Source organism: Pseudomonas sp. B707, assembly GCF_022496685.1.
GTDB classification, from domain to species: domain Bacteria; phylum Pseudomonadota; class Gammaproteobacteria; order Pseudomonadales; family Pseudomonadaceae; genus Aquipseudomonas; species Aquipseudomonas paraglycinae.
This window is the reverse complement of the sequence record NZ_WTVE01000029.1, coordinates 75,895-102,742: the sequence shown is the minus strand read 5'-3', so window position 1 is coordinate 102,742 and position 26,848 is coordinate 75,895. Positions and strand designations below refer to the sequence as shown.

6 protein-coding genes are annotated in these 26,848 nt (G+C 64.4%); all 6 read left to right on the top strand.

Translation table 11 applies throughout. The annotated features are described in order from the left end of the window. The first annotated feature begins 71 nt into the window (after positions 1 to 71). The 6 genes from GQX66_RS18130 to GQX66_RS18105 all read left to right on the top strand — a co-directional run bounded on the left by GQX66_RS18130 (position 72) and on the right by GQX66_RS18105 (position 26,841). Positions 72 to 1,244 carry an MFS transporter gene (locus GQX66_RS18130; RefSeq protein WP_240870287.1) on the top strand — a complete coding sequence of 391 codons (1,173 nt, stop codon included), beginning with the start codon at positions 72 to 74 and terminating at the stop codon, positions 1,242 to 1,244. 71 nt (positions 1,245 to 1,315) lie between these two features. Further along, positions 1,316 to 2,056: an alpha/beta fold hydrolase gene (locus tag GQX66_RS18125; protein ID WP_039770083.1), complete on the top strand. Its 741-nt coding sequence runs from the start codon at positions 1,316 to 1,318 to the stop codon at positions 2,054 to 2,056. 39 nt (positions 2,057 to 2,095) lie between these two features. Then, positions 2,096 to 3,079 (top strand): TauD/TfdA family dioxygenase, encoded by a 984-nt coding sequence (locus GQX66_RS18120; protein ID WP_085747869.1) that lies wholly within the window; start codon positions 2,096 to 2,098, stop codon positions 3,077 to 3,079. 188 nt (positions 3,080 to 3,267) lie between these two features. Further along, entirely contained in the window at positions 3,268 to 6,669 is a 3,402-nt protein-coding gene (locus GQX66_RS18115) for an amino acid adenylation domain-containing protein (RefSeq protein ID WP_240870286.1), read from the top strand. Then, positions 6,666 to 14,501, top strand: coding sequence for a non-ribosomal peptide synthetase (locus tag GQX66_RS18110; protein WP_240870284.1), 7,836 nt, complete (start codon positions 6,666 to 6,668; stop codon positions 14,499 to 14,501). The genes GQX66_RS18115 and GQX66_RS18110 overlap by 4 nt, the downstream gene beginning before the upstream one ends. A 13-nt stretch (positions 14,502 to 14,514) precedes the next feature. Then, positions 14,515 to 26,841 (top strand): non-ribosomal peptide synthase/polyketide synthase, encoded by a 12,327-nt coding sequence (locus tag GQX66_RS18105; protein WP_240870279.1) that lies wholly within the window; start codon positions 14,515 to 14,517, stop codon positions 26,839 to 26,841. Positions 26,842 to 26,848: the final 7 nt, after the last annotated feature.

Here is a 26,848-nt window from a genome sequence, read left to right as displayed (position 1 = left end):
CCAACAATTCCTTGCTTCCCCGGCCGTCAGGCTTTGTGGCAACTTGGCCGCCCCTGATGAGGCTGCATCCGATGGCAAACCCTTACCGCGAACTGTTCAACGCCCCCGGCGCCCGGGCTTTTGTGATTGCCGCGATGATCGCGCGCATGCCGATTTCCATGACCGGCATCGGCGTGATCACCATGCTCTCGCAATTGACCGGCGGCTACGCGCTGGCGGGTGGGGTGGCGGCGACGTTTGCGTTGGCCACGGCGTTTTGCGCGCCACAGGTGTCGCGGCTGGTGGACCGTTTCGGTCAGGGGCGAGTGCTGCCGGTGGCGGCGCTGATCGGCGGGGGCGCGCTGCTGATGTTGCTGCTGTGCACCCGCTTGCAGGCGCCGACCTGGACACTGTTTGTCTGCGCAGCACTGGCCGGTTGCATGCCGAGCATGTCGGCGATGGCGCGGGCGCGCTGGACCGAAATCTATCGCGGCCAGCCGCAGTTGCAGACCGCTTATGCGCTGGAGTCGGTGCTCGACGAAGTCTGCTTTATCGTCGGCCCGCCGCTGTCGGTAGGCTTGTGCGTCGGTGTGTTTCCCGAGGCCGGACCGCTGGCGGCACTGTTGATGCTGGCCATCGGCGTCACGGCATTCGTCGCCCAGCGCAGCACCGAGCCGCCGGTGCATCCGCACGAATCAGAGCATCAAGGTTCAATCATTCGTTCAACCGACGTGCAATGGCTTCTGGCGTTGATGCTCGCCATGGGCGTGATTGTCGGCGTGGTGGATGTGGTCAGCGTCGCGTTCGCCCAGCAGCAGGGCCAGCCGGCGGCGGCGAGCATCGTGCTGTCGGTGTACGCCATCGGTTCCTGTCTGGCCGGGATTGCCTTCGGCGCGATGCGCTCGAAGCTGCCGTTGCCGCGCCTGTTTCTCTACGGCGGTCTGGCGACGGCGGTGACCACGCTGCCGCTGTTGCTGGCGAGCAATATTTTCGGGCTGGCCGTCGCGGTGTTCATCGCCGGCCTGTTCTTCTCCCCGACACTGATCGTGGCGATGGCGTTGATCGAGCGCATCGTGCCGCCGGCCAAACTCACCGAAGGCCTGACCTGGCTGGTGACCGGTCTGAGCATCGGCGTGGCCATCGGCGCTGCCGGTTCCGGCGCGCTGGTGGACGCATTCGGTGCCCGCAGCGGCTTCTGGCTGGCGATTGCCGCCGGGGCGGTGGTGCTGGGCTCGGCGGTGCAGAGTTTCCGTCATTTGAAGTGATCGTCACCCGGACTAATTCCCGTCGTGCCTCATCCGTTCTCTTTTACAGATAACCCATTGAGGTAAACGCGGTGACAAAGCTGACACTGCTGTGCCTGCCCTATTCGGGCGCCAGCGCCATGGTCTACAGCCGCTGGCGGCGCCAGCTGCCGTCGTGGATGCAACTGCAACCGGTGGAGTTGCCCGGACGCGGCGCGCGCTACGACGAACCCCTGCAAATCGACATGCGGGCCCTGGCCCGGCAACTGGCGCGCGAGCATAAACCTTCGCTGCAGGCGCCCTATGCGCTGTTCGGGCATAGCCTGGGCGCGCTGCTCGCGTGCGAGCTGGCCCACGCCTTTCGCGATCTTGGTGCGCCCGAGCCGGTGGCGCTGTTCGCCTCCGGCACCGCCGCCCCGAGCATGCGCAGCGATTACGATCGTGGTTTTTCCGAGCCGCGCAGCGACGAAGAGCTGATCGAACAGCTGCGCACCTTTCAGGGCACCAGCGAAGAAGTACTGGCCAATCAGGAGCTGATGAGCCTGACGCTGCCGGTCCTGCGCGCCGATTTCATGATGTGCGGACGCTTCACGCCGATCGAGCGGCCACTGCTCAATTGCCCGGTGCATGTGCTGGGCGGCAAGGAAGACCGGGCGACCACCGAACAGTTGATCGGCTGGAGCAAAGAGACGCTGGGCAGTTTTTCGGTGGACATGATGACCGGTGGGCACTTTTTCATTCATGAGCATGAAGCCCGGGTCATCCGCACGCTCAAGAATCACCTGGAAGCCCATCACCGGCGCCATGCGCTGTCGGCGGCACCGGCGCTGTAAAGCGCGGTTCACCAATCGAGTGTTTTGAGGAGGCCAGTCATGGCTGTTGCTGAGGGATTTTCCGTCCGTCCGTTGTTGCCGCATCGCGGTCGCCTGCCGCTGCTGGTGGAGGCGAGCGACGCCGATACCGACTTGCTGGCGGTGTTCGACGAATTGAAAGAGCTGGTCGATAAGCATCTGCTGCAAGACGGCGGTTTGCTGTTTCGTGGATTCCGGCTGGAGGGCGCGGAGCGCTTTCGCGAGTTTGCGGCGAGCTTCGGCCATCCGCTGCTGAACTATGAGTTCGGCTCCACGCCACGGACCAACGTGACCCAGGGGGTGTACACCTCCACCGAATACCCGGCGCACCAGAGTATTCCGCTGCATAACGAGCAGGCCTACTCCCGGGACTGGCCGATGAAGATCTGGTTCTACAGCATGATCGCGGCCAGGTCCGGTGGCGAAACGCCGATTGCCGACAGTCGCGAAGTGTATCGCCGGATTCCGGTGGCGATCCGCGAGCGCTTCGTCAGCAAGGGTCTGATGTATGTGCGCAACTTCGGCAACGGCCTGGATGTGGCCTGGGAAGATGTGTTCAACACCGAAGACCAGGCCGAGGTCGAGGCCTACTGCCAGGCCCACGGCATTGTCTGCGAATGGAAGGACGACGGCGAACTGCGTACCCGCCAGACCTGCCAGGCAGTGGCCCGGCATCCGGTCACCGGGGACATGGTCTGGTTCAATCAGGCGCACCTGTTCCACATCTCCAACCTGCAACCGGAGGTGCGCGAGAGCCTGCTGGACATCGTCGATGAAGAGGACCTGCCGCGTAACGTCTACTACGGTGACGGTTCGCCCATCGAGGATGAAGTGTTGAGCCAGATACGTGCGGTGCTCGACGAATGCGCCATCAGCTTCCCGTGGCAGGAGGGGGATGTGCTGATGCTCGACAACATGTTGTCGGCCCATGCCCGCTCGCCGTTCGAAGGCCCGCGCAAGGTGATCGTGGCCATGGCCGAAGGTCACTCCCAGGACGCCCTCTGACCCGTCGCAGCAGGAGAGCGGGTGGTTGTCGAAGCCGGTCGAGTGCCGGCTTCGGCGTTTGTGCGCCAGTCCCCGGCGACCGTCGGCCGGGGATTGCCCGGCCCCGCTAAATCATGGCGTTTGTCATTCGTTCTTGTTGATACGACCGGGCCTCCTGGTCACGCCGCCGATCAGCAAGGACCCAATGCATGAATGCCGCAGACGCACAGAAACTCGCCCGCCGCTTTATCGAATTGCCTCAGGACAAACGTCGTTTGTTCCTCGCCGGCATGGCCCGTGAAGGGATCAATTTTGCGCAGCTGCCCATGACCGCCTGCATCGGGGCCGCCGAGCGTGACGGCTTGTCCTATGCCCAGCAGCGGATGTGGTTTCTCTGGCAGATGGATCCGCAAAGCGCCGCCTACAACCTGCCAATGGCCGTGCGCCTGAGCGGTGAGTTGCAGCCCGAGGCGCTGGAGCAGGCGTTCAGCCTGCTGGCGGCGCGGCATGAGTGCCTGCGCACCACGTTCGGTCAGGAGGGCGAACAAGCCTTCCAGAAAGTCGCCGAACCGCAGCCCGTCAAGTTGACCCTCACTGACCTGAGCGCGTTGCCCGAGGATCAGCGCTGGCCGCTGGCCCGGCAGCACATGATGGCGGAGGCCACGCAAGCCTTCGATCTGGAAAACGGGCCTTTGCTGAGCCTGCGTCTGCTGCGGCTGGACGCGCAGGAACACGTGCTGTTGCTGACGTTGCACCACATCATCGCCGACGGCTGGTCGATGAACATTCTCATCGATGAATTCATGCGCACCTACGATGCGCTGGTGGCCGGGCGCGAGCCACAATTGCCGGCGATCACCGTGCACTACCGCGACTATGCGCTATGGCAACGCAGCTGGCTGGAAGCGGGCGAGCGCGAGCGGCAGCTCGACTACTGGCGCGCGCAACTGGGCGACGAACATCCGGTGCTTGAACTGCCGACCGACCGCGCGTACCCGGCCCAGGCCAGTCACCGTGGAGCGCGTCTGGAAACGGTCATCGACGCCGGCCTGCGCCAGGATCTGAAGAATCTCGCGCAACGTCAGGGCGTGACCCTGTTCGTGGTTCTGCTGGCGGCGTTCAAGACCTTGCTGCATCGCTACAGCGGCCAGACCGACATTCGCGTCGGCGGCCTGATCGCCAACCGTACCCGCAGCGAAACCGAAGGCTTGATCGGCTTTTTCGTCAATACGCAGATCCTGCGCAGCGTGGTCACCGCCAACAGCCGTTTCGCCGATCTGTTGCAGAGCCTGCGCCAGTCCGCGGCCGGCGCGCAGTCCCATCAGGATCTGCCGTTCGATGCCTTGATCGAAGCCCTGCAACCGGCCCGCAGTCAGAGCCATAACCCACTGTTCCAGGTGATGTTCAACCATCAGCCGCTGGTGACCGATTTGCAGCAGGCGCAGTTGGCGTCCGGCTTGCGGGTCGGTTACCTGACCGAGGAACAACTGACCGGCAGCGGCCGCGAACATGCGGCCACCAGCGATCTGATGCTCGACACCCGTGAAGAGGGCGAGCAACTGTTCGCCGCGTTCACCTACGCCACCGATATTTTCGACGAGTCCACCATCGCCGCGCTGGCCGGGCACTGGCGCAACGTGCTGGTGTCGGTCTGCCGTGATCCGCAGCAGTTGATCGGCAACCTTTCGATGCTGGACGTCGCCGAGCAGCAGGGCTTGATCCAGATCGCCGAAACGAGCCCGCGACTGGACAGCTTTCAGACCCTGTTCGAAGCGCAAGTGGTGCGTACGCCCGAGGCGCCGGCGGTGATTCTGGCGAGCGAGCCGTCACCCTCGATCAGCTATACCGAACTGAACCGGCGCAGCAATCGCCTGGCCCATCAACTGCGCGCCCGGGGTGTCGGCCCAGATGTGCTGGTCGGCGTGGCGCTGGGGCGTTCGCTGCAACTGGCCGTCGCCTTACTGGCCGTGCTCAAGGCCGGCGGCGCCTATGTGCCGCTGGATCCGCAGACGCCGGGCGAGCGTTTGCGCCATGTGCTCGACGACAGCGGACTGAACCTGTTGCTGACTGACCGGCAGACGCTGGCCGTTCTGCCGGCTCTCGACGGTGTGCAAAGCCTGTGCCTGGACACGCTGCCCGACGATGGCGCCAGCGACAATCTGCCGGTGACGGTCGAGCCGCAAAACCTCGCCTACGTGATCTATACCTCCGGCTCGACCGGTCGGCCCAAGGGCGTGGCGATCAGTCATGCCGCGCTGAGCGAGTTCATTGAGCGCGCCATCGACTACAGCGACCTGCGCGAAGGCGACCGGGTCTTGCAGTTCGCGACCAGCAGCTTCGACGGCTTCGTCGAGCAGTTTTTCCCGCCGCTCTGTCACGGCGCGAGCGTGGTGCTGCGCGACGCGCGTCTGTGGGACAGCGCGACATTGCATCAGGTGATCCTCGAACACGGCATCACCCTGGCCGACTTGCCGGCGGCGTACTGGTACTGGCTGGTGCAGGAATACGCCGCCAATCCTCCAGCGCATTTCGGTGCGCTGCGCCAGATACACGTGGGCGGCGAGGCGATGGCGGTGGACGGTCTGCGTCTGTGGCAACAGGCCGGGCTGGGTCATGTGCGCCTGCTCAATACCTACGGGCCGACCGAGGCCACCGTGGTGTCGACGATCCACGACTGCTCGGCGCTGACCGCTGACGCCGTGTCGTGGCGCGGCATTCCGATTGGTCACGGTCTGGCCGCACGTCGCCTGTACGTGCTGGACGATGATTTGAACCTGCTGCCGCAAGGCGCGGTGGGCGAGTTGTACATCGGCGGCCCGGGCCTGGCGCGCGGCTACCACCGACAGCCGACCCTGAGCGCCGAGCGTTTTATTGCCGACCCGTTTGCCAGCGGCGAACGCCTGTACCGCACCGGTGACCGCGCACGTTTACGCGCCGATGGCGCGGTGGAATACGTCGGTCGCATGGACCATCAAGTGAAGATCCGCGGTTTCCGTATCGAGCTGGGTGAAATCGAATCGCGCCTGCAGCAATGCCCGGGCATCCGCGAGGCCGTGGTGCTGGCCTTGCCGCTCAATGGCAGCCTGCAACTGGTGGCGTATCTGGTGGCCGATCAGGAAGTGCTGGACGGGGTGGCCGGTCAGTCGGCGTTCCGTCAGCAGGTCAGGGCTTCGCTGCAGGCCAGGCTGCCGGACTACATGGTGCCGGGCCATCTGCTGCTGTTGGCGGAGTTGCCGCTGACGCCGAGCGGCAAGCTCGATCGCAAGGCCTTGCCGGCGCCGGACATGGACCAATTGCAGGTCGATTACCGCGCCCCGCAATCGGACATCGAACAAGCCCTGGCGCAGATCTGGGCGGATGTCCTGCAAGTGCCACGTGTCGGTCTGGACGATCACTTCTTTGAGCTGGGCGGCCATTCGCTGCTGGCGGCGCAAGTGATCGGCCGGATCAAGAAACAGCTGAACGTGGTGTTGCCGCTGCGCAATCTGTTCGAAAAGCCGCTGCTCGGTGAACTGGCCCAGGCAGTGGCGCAGTTGGCCGACGGTGCAGCGGATAACGACTGGTCCGACATGGACCTGTTCATGAATGAATTGGAAGGAGAAGAAGTATGAGCGGCACCATGGCGGAGCGTATCGCTAAAAGATTCGTCGGCTTGCCGCTTGAGCAGCGTCGGCTGTTTCTGGCCAAACTGCGCGAAGAGGGCAAGGATTTCAGCCTGCTGCCGCTGCCGGTCAGCCGCCACGACTGCGCGCAGATTCCGCTGTCGTTCGCCCAGCAGCGTTTGCTGTTTCTCTGGCAGCTCGAGCCGCAGAGCGCCGCGTACAACATGGCCGCCGGCCTGCGCCTGAAAGGACGGCTGGACGAAGCGGCGCTGACCCGCTCGTTCGATCACCTGCTGGCGCGCCATGAAGTGCTGCGCACGGTGTTCCGCACCGACGGCGAGCAGCCGCATCAAGTGATCCTCGAACCGCAGGGCGTTGCGCTGGAACGCATCGACTTGACCGGTGTTGCCGCGCAAGAACGCGAGCAGACGCTGGCCGAGCACGTGCAGAAGGTGACGGCGCAGCCGTTCGATCTGCGCCACGGCCCGTTGCTTCGCGCCAGTCTGTTTTGCCTGGCGGACGATGAGTTCGTGCTGGTGGTGAGCATGCACCACATCGTCTCCGATGGCTGGTCGATGGACGTGATGGTCAAGGAATTCGTGCAGTGCTATCAGGCGTTCAGCCTGCAGCGCGAACCGCAGTTGCCGGCGCTGGCCTTGCAATACGCCGACTACGCCATCTGGCAGCGGCGCTGGCTGGAAGCCGGCGAGGGCGAGCGTCAACTCGATTACTGGAGTCAGCAACTGGGTGAGGAACATCCGCTGCTGGAGGTCGCCCCGGACTTCGCCCGGCCGCTGACCCAGAGTTTTGAAGGCCAGACTTTGAGCTTCGATTTTGGCGCGGATCTGTCACGTCAGCTCAACGGGTTCGCCCGTGCTCAAGGCATCAGTCTGTTCATGCTGGTGCTCGCAGGGTTCTCGCTGTTCCTCTCGCGTCAGGCCGGAGAGCGTGACATCCGCGTCGGCGTGCCCAACGCCAACCGCAGTCGCGCCGAGGTCGAAGGGCTGATCGGTTTCTTCGTCAATACGCAGGTGCTGCGCTGCGAGGTGGATGAGCGAGGCAGTTTCGAGGACTTGCTGGCGCGGGTGCGCGAGGCGTCATTCGGCGCGCAGGCCCATCAGGAGCTGCCGTTCGAGCAACTGGTGGACGAGTTGGTCGCCGAGCGTACGTTGGGGCACAACCCGTTGTTCCAGGCCAAGTTCAACCAGAACGTCGGCATGCAGAAACAGCGCTCGATGGCGCTGCCGGGCCTGACCGTGGCGGAGTATCCGCTGGACAAGGACGGCACGCACTTCGATCTGGCGCTGGACATCACCGACGACGGCACGTTGATTCACGGGCAGATGACCTACGCCAGCGACCTCTATCGACACGCAACCGTCGAAGGTTTTGTCTCGGCCTTGCTCGGTCTGTTCGGTGCGCTGCTGAAAGCGCCACAGGCGCCACTGCACACCGTGGCGACGGCATTGCCGAGCGCGCTCGCGGCACCGCGTGAACCGGCACAGTCGGTGTTGCGGCACTGGGCACGCGAAGTCGAGCGCCAGCCGCAATCGCTGGCAGCGCGGGATCTGAATGGCGGCTTGAGCTTCCAGGCACTGGATCAGGCTGCCAATCGCCTCGCGCATCATCTGCTGGCCCAAGGCGCGATTGCCGGTCAACCGGTGGCGGTGCTGATGGAGCGCTCGCTCGACTGGCTGACGTGCGTGCTGGCGATCATCAAGGCTGGCGCGGTGTACATGCCGCTGGACGTCAAGGCGCCGATGGCGCGCTTGCAACAGATGCTCGGCGCCGCGAAGGCTCGGGCAGTGGTGTGTGCCGAGGGTGATTCGCGGGTTTCGGAACTGGCGGTCGCCGGTTGTCAGGGGCTGGCATTCGATGCGCAGCAATGGCAACAGCAGCCGGCGACGGCCCCGGCCTGTGAGTTGTCGGCGCAGTCGCCGGCCTATGTGATTCACACCTCCGGTTCCACTGGACAACCCAAGGGCGTGCTGGTCAGCCACGGTGCGTTGGCCAGTTACGTGCGCGGTGTGCTGGAGCGTCTCGATCCGGCGCCGGACACCAGCATGGCGCTGGTCTCCACCATCGCGGCGGACCTGGGTTTCACCGTGCTGTTCGGCGCGCTGTGCTCGGGCCGGTTGCTGCATGTATTGCCGGAAGAGCTGGGCTTCGATCCGGATCGCTTCGCCGAGTACATGGCCGGGCACCGGGTGGGCATGCTGAAAATCGTTCCGGGACATCTGGCGGCCTTGTTGCAGGCGTCGCGTGCAGCCGATGTGCTGCCGGAGCAGGCGCTGATTGTCGGCGGCGAAGCGTGTTCGCCGGCGCTGGTGGAGCGTGTGCGTCAGCTCAAGCCGGGTTGCCGGGTCATCAACCACTACGGCCCGAGCGAAACCACCGTCGGTGTACTGGCCCACGAAGTCGGTTCGCTGGAACCGGGGGCTCGCAGTGTGCCGGTCGGCACGCCATTGGCCGGGGCCCATGTGTATGTGCTTGACGATGTACTCAACAGCGTGGCCGATCAGGTTGCGGGCGAGCTGTACATCGGCGGCGACAGTGTTGCCCTCGGTTACCTTGGGCAGCCGGGGCTGACGGCCGAGCGCTTCGTTCCCGATCCGTTCGGGCCGGCCGGTGCGCGGGTCTATCGCAGTGGCGACCGGGTGCGTCGCAATCGCCAGCAGGCGGTGGAGTTCATCGGGCGCGCCGACGATCAGGTCAAGGTGCGCGGGTATCGGGTAGAACCGGCGGAAGTCGCCCGGGTGCTGCTCGGCCTGGACGGTGTCAGCGAAGCGGCGGTGCTGGCACTGGCGCTGGATGACGACCCGACACGGCTGCAACTGGTGGCCTGGTGCGTGCCGGCGGCGGATGCAGCGCTGAAGGCGGAAACACTGCGCGAGCAACTGCAAGCCCGTCTGCCGGATTACATGGTGCCGGCGCAGGTTGTCCTGCTGGAGCAATTGCCGCTGACCGCCAACGGCAAACTGGACAAGCGCGCCTTGCCGGTGCCGGGCGTGGTGACGCAGCGCTTCGTCGCGCCGGTGGGCGAGGTCGAGGAAAAACTCGCGGCGATCTGGGCCGATGTGCTCAAGCTCGAGCGTGTGGGCAGCACCGACAATTTCTTCGAACTGGGCGGTGACTCGATCCTCAGCCTGCAAATCATTGCCCGGGCCAAGCGCCAGGGCATCAAGCTGAGCCCCAAGCAATTGTTCGAGAAGCAGACCGTCGGCCAGTTGGCGGCGGTGGCCAAACTGATCGAAGCCAAACCCGTGGCGGCAGCGCCGCAGAAGGTCGGCGGGCAGCTGGCTTTGCTGCCGATTCAGGCGCGCTTTTTCGAAACACCGATTGCCCGGCGAGAGCACTGGAACCAGTCGGTGATGCTGCAACCGCAGGCGCCGCTTGATGCCAGTCATCTGCAAGCCGCACTGGCGGCACTGATCGAGCAGCATGATGCACTGGCGTTGAACTTCCAGGCGTCGGGCGATGTGTGGCAGGCAACGTTCCAGACGCAACGCGACCCGGAGCTGTTGTGGGTGCGTGATCTGGACAGCCTGGATCAACTGACGGCGCTGGCGGATCTGGCCCAGCGCAGTCTGGATCTGCAACAGGGGCGACTGCTGCGGGCGGTGCTGGCGAATCTGCCGGACGGTGAACAGCGCCTGTTGCTGGTGATCCATCACCTGGTGGTCGATGGCGTGTCCTGGCGCGTCCTGCTGGAAGACTTGCAGCTCGGTTACGCCGCACTGGCATCGGGCACGCCGCTGGTGTTGCCGGGCAAGAGCAGTTCGCTGCAGAGCTGGGCCGAGCATCTGCACCGTTATGCCCAAAGTGAAACCCTGGGCCGCGAGCGCGAGTATTGGCAGGCGACCCTGAGTGCCGATGACGTGGAGTTACCACGGGACTTTGCACAGGACGTGCAGACTCAGGAGCAGGCGCAACGCGTCAGTTCGCGCCTGAGCCAGGCACTGACCCACAAGTTGCTCAAGGTCGCTCCGGCCGCGTATCGCACCCAGATCAACGATCTGCTGCTCACGGCGTTGGCGCGGGTGTTGTGTGACTGGAGCGGACAGCCGTCGGTGCTGATCCAGCTTGAGGGCCATGGTCGCGAAGACTTGTTCGAGGAACTCGACCTGAGCCGTACGGTGGGCTGGTTCAGCAGCCTGTTCCCGGTGCGTCTGACACCGCAGGCAGGGCCGGGCGAATCGTTGTGCGCGATCAAGGAGCAACTGCGCGCCGTGCCGGGCAAAGGCATCGGTTACGGCGTGCTGCGCTACCTGACCGGTGCCGCCGAGCTGCGTTCGCTGGCCCCGCCACGGGTGACCTTCAACTATCTGGGCCAGTTCGACGGCGACTTCAGTGCCGCCGAGGGCGCCCTGTTCGTGCCGTCCGGCGAAAGCACCGGGGCCAATCAGGACGCCACGGCACCGTTGGGCAACTGGTTGAGCATTGACGGTCAGGTGTATGGCGGCGAGCTGGAACTGACCTGGACATTCGGTTCGGGCATGTACCGTACCGACACGGTGCAGGCACTGGCCGAGGCTTATCGCCTGGAGCTGGAACGGCTGATCGAGCACTGCTGCGACAGCGGCGAGGCCGGCGTCACGCCGTCCGATTTCAGTCTGGTGAGCCTGACGCAGGCGCAACTTTCGGCACTGCCGATTCCGGCCCGGGAGATCACCGATCTGTACCCGCTGTCGCCGATGCAGCAAGGCATTCTGTTCCACAGCCTCAACGACCCCGACAGCCCGGCTTACACCAACCAGCTGCGGGTCGACGTGCAACATCTGGAGGCCGAGCGTTTCCGTCAGGCCTGGCAGCAGACCCTCGACGCCCACGACATTCTGCGTACCGCGTTTGTCTGGCCGAGCGACGCCGCTGCAGCGGTGCAAGTGGTTCGCCAGAGCGTGCAAATGCCGTGGAGCGTGCAGGACTGGCGGGGTCGAACCGACCTCGACACTGCGCTGGAACAACTGGCCGGCGATGATCTGGCCAACGGTTTCGAGCTGACGGGCGCGCCGCTGTTGCGGGTTTCGCTGGTGCGTACCGATGATTCGACGCATCACCTGATCTACACCTGCCATCACATCCTGATGGATGGCTGGAGTACCTCGCAGTTGTTCGGTGAAGTGCTGCAGCGTTATGCGGGCCTGACTCCGGTTGCTGCCCAGGGACGTTATCGCGACTACATCGAATGGCTGGGTCAGCGCGATCAGCCGGCGAGCCGGGAGTTCTGGAAGCACGCGCTGGCCGAGCTCGAAGAGCCGACGCGTCTGGCCAGTGCCGTGCCGACGCAGCCGTCCGGCGTCAGCGGTTATGCCGATCACCAGCACGTGTTCAGCGAACAGCTGACGGCGGACCTGAACCGTTTCGCCCGGGAGCAGAAAGTCACCCTCAACACCCTGGTGCAAGCGGCGTGGCTGGTGCTGTTGCAGCGTTACACCGGTCAGGACAGCGTGGCCTTCGGCGCTACGGTGGCCGGACGTCCGACCGATCTGCCCGGCGTCGAGCAGCAGATCGGCCTGTTCATCAACACCTTGCCGGTCGTGGCGGCGCCGTCCGCCGAGATGCCGGTCGAGCGCTGGTTGCAACACGTGCAGGGCCTCAACCTGGCGCTGCGCGAGCATGAGCACACGCCGCTCTACGAGATTCAGCGCTGGGCCGGACTCGGTGCGGGAGCGCTGTTCGACAGCATTCTGGTGTTCGAGAACTACCCGATGGCCGAAGCCCTGCAACAGGGGCCGGATACCGGTCTGGTGTTCTCGGCGATCCGCCGTCAGGAGCAGACCAACTACCCGCTGACGCTGGTGGCGGTCACCGGTCGCGAGCTGAGCCTGGGCGTCAGTTACGATCAGGCCCTGTTCGGTGCTGCGACGATCGTCGGCCTGAGTCGTCAGCTCGAAAGTCTGTTGAGCCAGTTCCTCGGCAACGCCACGCAACCGTTGGGCACCTTGCAATTGCTCGACGAGCCGCAGCGCAAGCAAGCGATCGACTGGGGCAAGGCCGGCGTCACGGCGACCGATTCGCGCACGGTGCTCGAGTTCATCGAGTCCCGCGTTGCACTGCGACCGGATGCAGCGGCGGTGATCTACGCCGAACAGCAGATCGACTATCGCCACCTCGACCTGCGGGCCAATCGTCTGGCGCACAAACTGCAAGCGGTGGGCGTGGGGCCGGAGGTGCGGGTCGGTGTGTGCATGCGCCGTACCCCGGACATGCTGGTCGCGCTGTTGGCAATTCTCAAGGCCGGTGGCGCCTATGTGCCGCTGGACCCGGATTACCCGCAGGAACGTCTGCTGCACATGCTCGACGACAGCCGCGCCGCAGTATTGCTGACCGAGCCGGCAGCGCAGGCGATGCTGCCTGACGCGTTGAGCGCTCAGGTGGTGCTGGTGGAGGAGGGCGAGCAATCGCTGGCCGGGTATCCGACCACTGCGCCGGTGGCCGGGATCAGCGGGCAAAACCTGGCTTACGTCATTTACACCTCGGGTTCCACCGGCAAGCCCAAGGGTGTGGCCATCAGTCACGCCAACCTCACTGCGCTGATCCAGTGGTCGCAAGGGGTGTACCGCGAGGAGCAACTGCGCGGTGTGCTGGCGTCGACTTCGATCTGCTTCGACCTGTCGGTCTGGGAGATCTTTGTCACCCTGGCCAGCGGTGGCTGCATGGTGCTGGCGGACAACGCGCTGGCCCTGGCGGAGTTGCCGGCCCGCGAGCGGGTCACGCTGATCAACACGGTGCCGTCGGCGATTACCGCGCTGCAACGGGCCGGGCAGATTCCATCGTCGGTCGCGACCATCAATCTGGCCGGCGAGCCGCTGAAACAGAGCCTGGTGGACACACTGTACGCGACCCCATCGGTCAAGCGGGTCTACGACCTGTACGGTCCATCGGAAGACACCACGTATTCGACGTTTACCCTGCGCACCGCGCGTGGTCAGGCGAACATCGGCCGGCCGCTGGACAACACCGTGGCGTACCTGCTCGACACGCAACTCAATGGCTTGCCGGCCGGTGTGGCGGCCGAGTTGTACCTGGGCGGCGCCGGCGTGACCCGGGGCTATCTGATGCGCCCGGGGCTGACCGCCGAGCGCTTCGTGCCCAACCCGTATGCCGGCAACGGCGAGCGGCTTTACCGCACCGGCGACCTGGTGCGCCAGGGCGCGGACGACAACATCGAGTACCTGGGGCGCGCCGACCATCAGGTGAAGATCCGTGGTTTCCGTATCGAGCTGAGCGAGGTCGAAGCGCGCCTGCTGGAGCAGGACGAGGTGCGCGAAGCGGTGGTGCTGGCGCAGGACGGCGCGGCGGGCAAGCACCTGCACGGCTACGTCGTGGCGGCGCAACCGGCGACCGACCCGGCGGCGCTGGCCGAGCGCCTGCGCGCCGCATTGGCCAGTCGTTTGCCGGCGCACATGGTGCCGGGGTATCTGCATGTGATCGAGGTGGTGCCGCTGACCCCGAACGGCAAGCTCGACCGCAAGGCGCTGATGGCATTGGGCGAGAGCCCGACGCAGCAGCAGTACGAAGCGCCGCAGACCGACTTGCAATGGGAGGTGGCGACGGTCTGGCAGGAAGTGCTGGAAGTCGAGCGCGTGGGCCTGGCGGACAACTTCTTCCAGCTCGGTGGCCATTCGTTGCTGGCGACGCTGGTGGTGACCCGGATCAAGGAGCGGCTGGGCGACAAGGTGCCGCTCAAGGAACTGTTCGAAGCCGATACCCTGAAAGCGTTCTGCAACCGGATCGAGGCGCTGCGCGACGAAATGTCGCCCGTTCAGGATGAATTGGCTAAATCCCTGGAGGCCCTCAAACGTCTATCCCTCGATGATCTGGAAAAACTGATTTCTTGAGAGGGAAAAACGCGTGCAAGAGTTAATCGAGTCGGTAGGACAACTTTCGGCTAAGCAAAGAAAGGCTCTGGCGGTTCTGCTCAAGCAGAAAGGCGTCAACCTCTTTGACATTGCCCCGGTTTTCAAGCGCACGGCCGAAGAGCCGCTGCTGCTGTCCTACGCCCAGCAGCGCCAGTGGTTTCTCTGGCAGTGGGCGCCGCACAGCGCGGCCTACAACATTCCGACGGCCCTGCGCTTGCAGGGTCCGCTGGATGAGTCGGCGCTGGAGCGCAGCCTTCAGGCGCTGATCGAACGACACGAAACCTTGCGCACGGTGTTCTCCCAGGAAACCGAACAACCGCTGCAAACGATCCTGCCGCCAGGACCGTTTGCGCTGGAAACCTACCCGTTGAGCCCTGAGCTGGCGAGCGACCCGGAGGCCTCGATCCAGGCATTCGTCCAGACTCAGAGCCAGAAGACTTTCGATCTGCAGCAAGGCCCGCTGCTGCGCGCGGCCCTGTTGCAGGTCAATCCGAACGACCATGTGCTGGTGCTGACCCTGCACCACATCGTCTCCGACGGCTGGTCGCTGCAAGTGATGATCGAAGAGCTGGTGCAGCTCTATGCCGGTTTCAGCCTCGGTCACGATGCCGGTCTGCCGCCCCTGCCGATTCAATACGCCGACTACGCCTTGTGGCAGCGCCAGTGGATGGAGGCCGGCGAGCAGGCGCGGCAACTGGCCTACTGGCAGGAAAAACTTGGCGGCGAACAACCGGTGCTGGAACTGCCGCTCGACCGCGCGCGCAGTGTCGATCAGAGCTTTGCCGGTGCCAGCCACAACCTGATTCTCGATGCGCAGCTGAGCCAGGGCCTGAAAGCCTTTGCGCGGCAGGAAAACGTCACGCTGTTCGTCTTGCTGCTGGCGTCTTTCCAAGCGCTGTTGCACCGCTACAGCGGGCAGTCGGACATCCGTGTCGGCGTGCCGGTGGCCAACCGTGGCCGGGTGGAAATCGAGCGTCTGATCGGTTTCTTCGTCAACACGCAGGTGCTCAAGGCCGACGTTGACAGCCAGACCTCGTTTGTCGATTTGCTGCGTCAGGTCAAACAGACCGCGCAGGAAGCCCAGGCCCATCAGGACTTGCCTTTCGAGCAACTGGTGGAAGCCCTGGAACCGGGTCGCAGCCTGAGCCACAGTCCGCTGTTTCAGGTCATGTTCAACCATCAGGCGGAACGCCGCAGCAGTGTCGAGACGCGCCTCAACGGCCTGAGCATCGAGCCGCTGGAATGGCAGAGCCAGACCGCCCAGTTCGACCTGACGCTGAACACCACCGAACAGGCCCACGGCATCGAAGCGGTGCTCAAGTACGCCACCGACCTGTTCGACGCGACGACCATCGAGCGTCTGGCGCAGCACTGGACCGCGCTGTTGCAGGCGATCGTCGCCGACCCGTCGCGCAGCATCGGGCAGTTGCCGATGCTCGATGACGCCCGTCAGCAACAACTGCTGAGCCAATGGAATCCGACACGGGTCGAGCACCCGGTCGAGCAGTGCATTCATCAGGCCATCGAAGCCCAGGCGGAACTTCATCCCGAGGCGGTCGCCGTGACCTTTGCCGGGCAACGGCTGACCTACGCCGAGCTCAATCGCCGGGCCAATCAGTGGGCGCACCGGTTGATCGCGAACGGCGTCGGCCCGGATGTGCGGGTCGGTGTGGCGGTCGAGCGTTCGCTGGACATGATCGTCGCCATCGTCGCCGTGCTGAAAGCCGGCGGTGCCTACGTGCCGCTGGATCCGGGCTACCCGCAAGACCGCCTGAGTTACATGATCGAGGACAGTGGCATCGGTCTGCTGCTGACCCAGGGTCACTTGCAGGCACAGCTGCCGATTCCGCCGGGCCTCACCTGCCTGGACCTGAGCCAGACACTGGAGCCGGGCAACAGCGAAAACCCGGTGTGCCTGACCACGCCGGATAACCTGGCGTACGTCATCTACACCTCCGGTTCGACCGGCAAACCCAAAGGTGCATTGCTGCCGCACAGCAACGTCATCCGCCTGTTCAGCGCCACCGAACACTGGTTCGGTTTCGGCCCGGACGACAGCTGGACCCTGTTCCATTCCTACGCGTTCGACTTCTCGGTCTGGGAAATTTTCGGCGCGCTGCTGTACGGCGGCAAACTGGTGGTCGTACCGCACGACGTCACCCGCTCCCCGGAAGATTTCTACACCCTGCTGTGCGATGAAAACGTCACGGTGCTGAACCAGACGCCATCGGCGTTCAAGCCGCTGATGCAACTGGCCAGTGAATCCTCGCGCGACCATTCGCTGCGTTACGTGGTGTTCGGTGGCGAAGCGCTGGAAGTGCAGAACCTGCGGCCATGGTTCGAGCGTTTCGGCGACCGCGCACCGACGCTGGTGAACATGTACGGCATCACTGAAACCACCGTGCACGTGACGTACCGTCCATTGTCGATGGCCGACCTTGAGCAAAGTCACAGCAGCCCGATCGGCGAGCCGATCGTCGACCTGTCGTGGTATCTGCTCGACAGCGCGCTGAACCTGGTGCCGCAAGGTTGCATCGGCGAGCTGTACATCGCCGGTGCCGGTCTGGCCCGGGGTTACCTGAATCAGCCGGGCATGAGCGCTACGCGTTTTGTACCCGATCCGTTCAACCCGCAGGCCGGCGAACGTCTGTACCGCACCGGCGACCTGGCGCGCCTGCGCGGCGACGGGGTGATCGAGTACATCGGTCGTATCGACCATCAAGTGAAGATCCGCGGTTTCCGCATCGAGCTGGGGGAAATCGAAACCCAACTGCTCAAGCATCCGGCGGTGCGCGAGGCGGTGGTGCTGGCGGTCGAAGGCCCGAGCGGTCAGCAACTGGCAACCTGGATCGTGCCGAACGAGGCACTGCAAGGCGATGCCGAGGCGACGTTGCGCGATTCGATCAAGGCGCAACTGCGCGACGCCTTGCCGGACTACATGGTGCCGGTCAGCTGGGCATTCCTCGAGCGCCTGCCGCTGACCGCCAACGGCAAACTCGATCGCAAGCAACTGCCGCAGCCGCAGGTCGCTCAGGTGCAGGAAGCGTATGCCGCGCCGCGCAGTGAACTGGAACAGCAACTGGCAGCCATCTGGCAGGACGTGCTGAAGGTCGAGCGTGTCGGCCTCAACGACAATTTCTTCGAGCTGGGCGGCGACTCGATCATTTCGATTCAGGTGGTCAGCCGCGCCCGTCAGGCGGGCATCCGTTTCACGCCCAAGGACATCTTCCAGCATCAGACGGTGCAACGCCTGGCCACGGTCGCGCAGCAGAGCGACGTGGTACTCGCGACCCAGGGCGATGTGCTCGGCGAGGCGGTGCTGACGCCGATCCAGCAGTACTTTTTCCACAGCGATATCCCGGCGCGTCATCACTGGAACCAGTCGATCCTGCTGACCCCGACCGCACCGCTGGCGGCGACTGCACTGGAGCAGGCGTTGCAGCACCTGCAACGGCACCATGACGCCTTGCGTCTGCGTTACCGCGACCTGGAGGGTGGCTGGCAACAGACCCACGCGCCGGTCGAACACAATCTGGAGCTGCTGCGCACCGTGACCTTGCAGGACAGCGCGGCCTTGCCGGCGCTGTGCCAGGAACTGCAACGCAGCCTCGATCTGGACAACGGCCCGCTGATCCGCGCGGTGCTGGTGGACTTGCCGGACGCCAGCCAGCGCCTGTTGCTGGTGATCCATCACCTGGTGGTCGACGGGGTGTCCTGGCGGATCGTGCTGGAAGACCTGCAAACCGTTTACCAACAGCTGACGGCGGGCCAGGTTGTGCGCCTGCCGGCCAAGACCACCGCGTTCAAGGACTGGGGCGCGCGCCTGCAAGGGCATGCGCGCAGTGCCGTGCTGGAAGCCGAGCTGGATTACTGGCGCGGGCAGTTGAGCGGCGCGGGCATCGAGCTGCCGCTGGACAACCCGCAAGGTCAGTTGAGCAACCGTTTCGAGCGCAGCGTCGATACGCGTCTGGATGCCGAGCGCACCCGGCAGCTGCTGCAACAGGCCCCGGCGGTCTACCGCACCCAGGTCAACGACCTGTTGCTGACTGCGCTGGCCAAGGTGCTGTGTGAATGGACCGGTACCGAGAGCGCGCTGGTGCAGCTCGAGGGTCATGGTCGTGAAGACCTGTTCGACGATGTCGATCTGAGCCGCACGGTGGGCTGGTTCACCAGCATGTTCCCGGTGCGTCTGACCCCCGGCGCCGGTTTCGAAACCTCGATCAAGGGCATCAAGGAACAGCTGCGGGCGATCCCCAACAAAGGCATTGGCTACGGCCTGTTGCGATATCTGGGCAGCGCCGAGGCACAGGCTGCCCTGAGCGGCGCGGCGCAGCCGAAGGTGACGTTCAACTACCTCGGCCAGTTCGACAACAACTTCGGTGAAGGCGCGTTGTGGGTGCCGGCCACCGAAGACAAGGGCGCCGGGCAGGACGAGCGCGCGCCGATGGCCAACACGCTGACCATCGATGGCCGGGTCTATCAGGGGCAGTTGAGCCTGACCTGGACCTACAGTGGCGATGTGTTCGAAGACGCGACCATCCATGCGCTGGCACGTGCCTATGAAGGCGCGCTGGCCGAGTTGATCGACCATTGCCTGAATCACGCGAGCGGTGGTCTGACACCGTCCGACGTGCCGCTGGCCGGGTTGTCCCAGACCCATCTGGACAACCTGCCGATCGTTGCCCAGCGGATCGAAGACATCTATCCGCTGGCGCCGATGCAGCAGGGCATTCTGTTCCACAGTCTCTATGACGCCGATGCCAGCGCTTATGTCTATCAGATGCTGCTGGACATCGAAGGTCTGGACGTCGCGCGCTTCCAGCAAGCCTGGCAGCGGGTGGTGGATCGCCATGAAGTGCTGCGCGCCGGTTTCATCTGGGGTCGCGACGGTCTCGACACGCCACTGCAAGTCATTCATCGCCAGCTGACCCTGGAAATGCCGGAAGTAGACATGCGCCACGAGCCGGACCTGGCCGTGGCCATGGAGGCGCGGGCACGGGCGGATCTGGAGCGTGGTTTCGATTTGCAGAACCCGCCGCTGCTGCGTCTGTGCCTGTTGCGCACGGCTGATGATCGCCATCGCCTGATCTTTACCTGCCACCACATCCTGATGGATGGCTGGAGCAACTCGCGGATGTTCGGTGAGGTGCTGCAGGATTACGCCGGCCATCCGGTGCCGGGTGCGCAGGGCCGTTACCGGGACTTCCTGGCCTGGCTGCAAGGCCAGGACAAACAGGCCGCGCAGGCTTTCTGGCGCGGACAACTGGCCGAGCTCGACGAGCCGACCCGTCTGGCCTCGGCGTGCCCGGGCAACGTGCAGCCGGGGGCGGGCAAGGGCGTGCATCGCCTGACGTTCGATGCAGCGTTCACGCGCCGCCTGAACAGTTTCTCGCGCCAGCAGCAGGTCACTCTGAACAGTCTGGTGCAGGCAGCATGGCTGTTGATTCTGCAACGCTACACCGGCCAGCCCACGGTCGCGTTCGGCGCCACGGTGTCCGGGCGTCCGGTGGATTTGCCGGGCATCGAGCAGCAACTGGGGCTGTTCATTAACACCTTGCCGGTGATCGCCAGCCCGCAACCGGGCGTCAGCGTGCGCGACTGGGTGCGCAGCGTGCAGGACAAGAACCTGCTGCTGCGCGACTTCGAACAGACGCCGCTGCAAGACATCCAGCGACTTGCCGAGCTCAACGGCGAAGCGCTGTTCGACACCTTGCTGGTGTTTGAAAACTACCCGGTGTCGGAGACGCTGGAGGCCAATCCGGGCGGCCTGCGCTTCGGTGGTCTGGAACACCGCGAGCAGACCAACTACGGCCTGACCCTGATCGCCGGTGCCGGCGAGGTCCTGAGCCTGGACTTCAACTACCTGACCGAGCAGTTTTCCGAGCGCGGCGTGGCTGGATTGGCCACGCATCTGGAAACCGTTCTGCAGCAGTTCCTCGACGCACCGCAGCGGCTGCTGGGTGAAGTCGGAATGCTGTCGAGTGCGGAGCACACAACGCTGGCGCAGTGGAACGACAACCACGCCGGGTATCCGGCCGAGCGTCTGATTCATCAAAGCTTCGAGGCGCAGGTCCAGGCCCGTCCGCACGCTGTGGCCCTGAGCCATGGCGGTGTGGCCCTGAGTTATGCCGAACTCAATCGCCGGGCCAACCAACTGGCGCGTTATCTGGTGTCGCTGGGTGTCGGCGCCGAGGTTCGGGTGGGCGTGGCGATGCCGCGCTCGGCGGAACTGGTGATTGCCTTGATGGCGGTGCTCAAGGCCGGTGGCACCTACGTGCCACTGGATCCGGACTACCCGGCCGACCGCGTGGCGTACATGCTGGAAGACAGCCAGGCGAAGGTCCTGCTGACGCAACAATCGTTGCTGGCGCAACTGCCGCAGACCGACGCGCAGGTGCTGCTGGTGGAGGCGGGCGGTGAGGCCTTTGCCGATGAGGCTGCCGATAACCTCGACGTGCGTGGCGATTCGGCGAACCTGGCCTACGTCATCTACACCTCCGGTTCCACCGGCAAACCTAAAGGCGTAGCGATTGCCCACCGTAACGTCCAGGCACTGATCCACTGGTCCGCCGACGTTTACAGCGAAGCCGATCTGCAAGGTGTGCTGGCATCGACCTCGGTCTGCTTCGACCTGTCGGTGTGGGAGATTTTCGTCACCCTCGCGCGGGGCGGTTCGATCGTCATGGCGCGCAATGCTCTGGAACTGCCGGACCTGCCGGAGCGCGATCAGGTGCGTCTGATCAACACCGTGCCGTCGGCGATCGCTGCCTTGCACCGTGCCGGGCATATTCCGAATGGCGTGCGGATCATCAATCTGGCCGGCGAGCCGCTCAAGCAAAGTGTGGTCGACAGCCTGTACAGCGAGACCTCGGTCGAGCACGTCTATGACCTGTACGGGCCGTCGGAAGACACCACCTATTCGACCTGGACCCGCCGCGAAGCCGGCGGCCAGGCGAATATCGGCCGGCCGCTGGTCAACACCACCGCGTACCTGCTGGACGGGCAACTGCAAGCGTCGCCGATCGGGGTGGCGGCCGAGCTGTATCTGGCCGGTGACGGCATCACCCGCGGTTACCTGTTCCGTCCGGGCCTGACCGCCGAGCGTTTTGTGCCGAACCCGGCCTCGACCAGCGGCGAGCGGATGTACCGCACCGGCGACCTGACGCGCCTGTGGGACGATGGGCGGATCGAATACGTGGGCCGCATCGACCATCAGGTCAAGGTGCGCGGGTTCCGTATTGAACTGGGTGAAATCGAAGCGCGTCTGCTGGCCCATGACCGCGTGCACGAAGGCGTGGTGCTGGCGGTGGACGGCCTCAGCGGTCAACAACTGGTGGCGTATGTGGTGCCGACCCAATCTGGCCTCAGCCTTCAGGAACAGGATGAGCTGAGCGAATCGCTGCAGTCCGCCCTCAAGGCACACTTGCCGGATTACATGGTGCCTGCGCAGTGGCTGTACCTCGAGGCGCTGCCGCTGACCCCCAACGGCAAGCTGGACCGCAAAGCCTTGCCGGCACCGGACGTCAATCAGTCGGCCCGGGACTATGTCGCCCCGTCAACGGAGCTTGAGCAACAGCTGGTGGTGGTCTGGCAGGACATCCTGAAGATTGACCGGGTCGGTGTGACCGATAACTTCTTCAGCCTGGGCGGTGATTCGATCATCTCCATCCAGCTGGTCAGCCGTGCGCGCCAGCAGGGCATCCGCTTTACCCCCAAGGATCTGTTCCAGCAACAGACCGTGCAGAAACTGGCGACGGTGGCGTCGGTGGAGTCCGCGCAGCAGGCCGACGGCACGCCGGAAAACTACCCGCTGGCGCGTCTGGAGCAGGCGCAGCTCGATGCGTTGCCGGTGCCGGCGGATCGGATCGAGGACGTTTATCCGCTGTCGCCGATGCAGGAGGGCATGCTGTTCCACACGCTCTCGGACAATGGCAGCAGCCTGTACGTCAACCAGGTCAGCTTGCCGATCCAGGGCCTGGATGTGGAGCGTTTCCGGGGCGCCTGGGAATTTGTCATCGATCGCCAGGCGATCCTGCGGACCAGTTTTCACTGGCAGGACGGGCTGGCCAAGCCGTTGCAAGTGGTCCATCGTCAGGCCCCGCTGCAGATGCAGGTGCTCGACTGGCGCGAGCGTGAGGTCAGCGATGAGTTGATCGCCGAATTCGCCAGCGATGATCGTGCCCTCGGCTTCGATCTGTCCCAGGCACGTCTGCAGCGGGTGACGCTGTTGCGCCTGAGCGATGACCGCTATCAGATGATCTGGACCAGCCACCACATCTTGATGGACGGCTGGAGCAGTTCGCGCCTGTTCGGCGAAGTCTTGCAGTACTACTCCAAGGGCAAGGTCAGCGGTGAGAACGGTCGTTACCGCGACTTCATCGCCTGGTTGCAGGCACAGGATCAGGACGCGCAGGAGCTGTTCTGGAAAGCGCGTCTGGCGGCGGTCAACGAGCCGACGGCGTTGAGCCAGGCGATCCATCCGCGCCATTCGGCCGATGTCTGCGGCCACGATGCGATCTACTCGAACTGGGATCAGGCGCAAACCGCACGCCTGCTGCAGTTCTGCCGCGACCTGCGCATCACCCCCAACACGTTGATTCAGGGTGCCTGGCTGCTGCTGTTGCAGCGTTACACCGGGCAGCGCACGGTCACGTTCGGTGCCACGGTTTCGGGGCGTCCCGAAGGGCTGGCGAATGTCGGCAACATGCTGGGTCTGTTCATCAACACCTTGCCGATCATCCAGACGCCGCAGGCCGATCAGCGCCTGGCGGACTGGCTCGGCGAAGTGCAGGCCTACAACCTGGACATTCGTGACTATTCCCAGGCGCCGCTGGCCGATGTGCAGCGCTGGTCCAACCTCGGTGGGCAGGCACTGTTCGACAGCATCATCGTGTTCGAGAACTTCCCGATCGATGATCGCCTGCAAGAAGAAAACGACACCGACCTGACCTTCGGCAAATCCATCGGCCACGGCGTGACCAACGTACCGATGGACCTCGCGGTAATGCTGGGTGACGAGCTGTCGATCGAGTACCTGTACCTGCGCAGCCACTTCAGCGCCGAGGCCGTGGAAGGCATTCGCCTGACGCTGGAAAACACCCTCGAAGCGATGGTGCGTGCGCCTTACGAGCGACTGGGCAATCTGCAGCGCCTGTCGAACGAGCAGTGGCAGGCGATCCAGGCCTGGAGCGCCGAACCGGTCTCCAGCCACGAACCGGTGCTGCTGCCGCAACTGATCAGCCGGCATGCGCAGCATCAACCAGAGGCTATCGCCCTGCAGTGCGCCGGGTTGAGCCTGAGCTATGCCGAACTTGAACAACGGGCCAATCGTCTGGCCCACTGCCTGACCGAACACGGTGCGGGCCCGGAAGTGGTGATCGGCGTGGCGCTGCCGCGCTCGCTGGAAATGGTCGTCAGCTTCCTCGCCGTGCTCAAGAGCGGTGCGGCGTACGTGCCGCTGGACATCGATTATCCGCCTGAGCGACTGGCGTACATGATCGAGGATTCGGGCATGGCCCTGTTGCTGACCCAGAGCAGCCTGCGCGCCACCTTGCCGGCGCCCGAGGGACTGCTGCGCCTGGAAATCGATCATCTCGACGAGTCCCGCTACCCCGATCACGCGCCGGTTTGCCGCGTTCAGGAGCAGGGGCTGGCGTATCTGGTTTATACCTCCGGTTCCACTGGGCGGCCGAAGGGGGTTGCGGTCACGCAAGGGCCGTTGAGCATGCACTGTCAGGCCATCGCCGAGCTGTATGAAATGGACGCCAGCAGCTGCGAGCTGCACTTCATGTCATTCGCTTTCGACGGTGCCCATGAACGCTGGTTGAGCACGCTCTACAGCGGTGGCCGTCTGGTGATTCGCGACGGTTGCCTGTGGACGCCGGAGCAGACCTACGCCGCCTTGCACGAGTATGGCGTCACCATCGCTTGCTTCCCGCCGGCCTATCTCAAACAGTTGGCCGAGTACGCGGCGGCCAGCGGCATCGCGCCGCCACCGGTGCGCATCTACTGCTTCGGCGGTGATGCCGTGCCGGACCAGACCTTCGAACAGGTGAAGGCGGCCCTGCGTCCCGAGTACTTCACCAACGGTTATGGCCCGACGGAAACCGTGGTCACGCCGATGCTCTGGAAGGTCCCGGTGAGCCAGCATTGTGAAGCGGCCTATGCACCGATCGGTCGTGCCGTCGGCGCACGTTCGCTGTACGTGCTGGACGAGGATCTGAACCCGCTGCCGCCAGGTTTTGCCGGTGAGCTGTACATCGGCGGTTACGGGGTTGCCCGTGGTTACCACGGCCGTGCGGATCTGACCTGCGAGCGCTTCGTACCCAATCCGTTCGCGGTCGGCGAGCGCCTGTATCGCAGCGGCGACCTGGTGCGTTTGCGTCAGGACGGCGTGGTCGATTACGTCGGGCGCATCGACCATCAGGTCAAGGTGCGCGGTTTTCGCATCGAGCTGGGTGAAGTCGAGGCCAGCCTGCGCCAACTGGAGGGTGTGACCGATGCGCTGGTGATCGCCCGGGACAATGCGTCCGGCAAGCAACTGATCGGTTATGTGGTGACGCCGACGGGCGAAGACGTGGGCGATGAACTCAAGGCCGGGCTGCGCGCCTCGCTGCCGGAGTACATGGTGCCGGCGCAGATTGTCTGCCTGAGTGCTTTCCCGGTCACGCCCAACGGCAAACTCGACCGCAAGGCGCTGCCGGAGCCGGACTTCAAGAGCGAGGAATATGTCGCCCCGCGCAACGAGCAGGAAACACTGCTGGCCGAGATCTGGGCCCAGGTGCTGCAAGTCGAGCAGGTGGGCATCACGGATAACTTCTTCGAACTGGGCGGCGATTCGATCCTCAGCCTGCAGGTCATTTCCCAGGTCAGGAACCATCCGACGTTGCAGATGGATCTGAAGCTGCGCGATCTGATGCGCTATCAGACCATCGCCGGCATCGTCGAACAGAACGTGACGAAGGAAGGCGCCGGACAGCCGCTGGTGGACGTCACGCAGGTGGCGGGTGAGGGGTTGTTCAATCTGTTGCCGATCCAGGAGTGGTTCTTCGCCGAGGGCATGTCCGAAGCCCATCACTACAACCAGTCACTGCTGTTGAGTGCGCGTCAGCCACTGGATCTGGATGCGCTTGAGCAGGCCCTGGGCTGGATCGAGCAACACCATGACTCGCTGCGCCTGCGCTTCACTCGGGAGAGCGGGCGCTGGCTGCAACGCTACTGCACCGCCAACGAACAGGGCGATGCGGTGCTCTGGCGCCGTGAAGCCGAGAACAGCGAACAGGTCGAAGCGCTGGCCAACCTTGCCCAGCGCAGCCTCAAGCTGGACGACGGGCCGGTCTGGCGGGTGATGCATGTCGCCCTGCCGGACGGTCAGGCGCGACTGCTGGTGGTGATTCATCACCTGGTGGTCGACACCGTGTCCTGGCGGATCCTGCTCGATGACCTGAAAACCGCTTATGAAGCGTGTGTGCAAGGGCTGGCGCCGCAACTGCCGATTCGTACCAGCAGCTATCGTTCGTTTGCCGAGGCCTTGCAGGCTCAGGCCCCGGCGATTGCCGAACAGGAGCTGGCGTACTGGCTGGAGCAGCTCGATCAACCGGGCGTCGATCTGCCGTGCGACAACTACCGTGGCAAGAATCAGGTGCGCCAGCAGGCGCAGGCGCGGCTCAAGTTGTCCCGCGAGCACACCGAACAATTGCTCAAGCAGGCGCCGGCGGTCTATCGCACGCAAATCAACGACCTGCTGCTGTCGGCACTCGGTCGGGCACTGTGCCGCTGGAGCGGTCAGCCATCGGCGCTGATTCTGCTGGAAGGGCACGGCCGCGAGGATCTGTTCGAATCCATCGACCTGAGCCGCAGCCTTGGCTGGTTCACCAGCATGTTCCCGGTCCGGTTGCGTCCGGACAGCGACGATATCGGACGTTCGATCATCGACGTACAGGCGCAGCTGGCGGCGGTGCCGCAGAAGGGCATCGGGTATGGCGTGCTTCGTCATCTGGCGGGCGCCGAGGTGTCCCGGCAACTGGCGGATCTGCCGCAGGCGCGGGTGACGTTCAACTACCTGGGGCAGTTCGACCAGAGTTTCGACGAGCAGGCTCTGCTGGTGCCGGCGCTGGAAGAAACCGGCGACAACTACAGCCTGAAGGCGAACCTGGGCAACTGGCTGGAAATTGTCGGCCAGGTGTATGACGGCCAGTTGGCGTTGCGTTGCATCTACAGCAGCCAGCGTTATCGCGCCGGCACCATGGACGCACTGATGCAGGATTACCAGCGTGAACTTGAAGCGCTGATCGAGCATTGCATGGCGCGTGTGGGCTGATCGCTGC